General features: G+C 64.2%; 1 protein-coding gene. It reads left to right on the top strand.

Annotated features, from left to right (window positions below; translation table 11 throughout):
• Positions 1-47 precede the first annotated feature (47 nt).
• A partial coding sequence (locus ACKPVM_RS20550) for a hypothetical protein (protein WP_409311595.1) occupies positions 48-229 on the top strand: 182 nt, incomplete at its 3' end.

Genomic DNA, 229 nt, shown 5'->3' with positions numbered 1-229 from the left:
CATTCAGGTCGATTACCGGTTCACGCACTGGAGCACCGGAGGTCCCATTGGCTGATGTCAATGATGTGCTTGCGGCCAATCGCGCCGCCGTCCTCGACCTTGTCGCGGCTGCGGAGAGATCAGCGGCGACTTGGACTACGCCGCGCGCGCCGGGGAAATGGTCGCCGAGCCAGGTCGTGGAACATGTGGCGGGTGGCTTGGAAGAAGCGGCGAACGTCGTTTCTGGGGC

The sequence above is a fragment of the Pectobacterium hainanensis genome, assembly GCF_046237015.1.
Lineage (GTDB): Bacteria > Pseudomonadota > Gammaproteobacteria > Enterobacterales > Enterobacteriaceae > JBJYIN01.
This window is presented reverse-complemented; position numbering and strand designations above follow the sequence as displayed.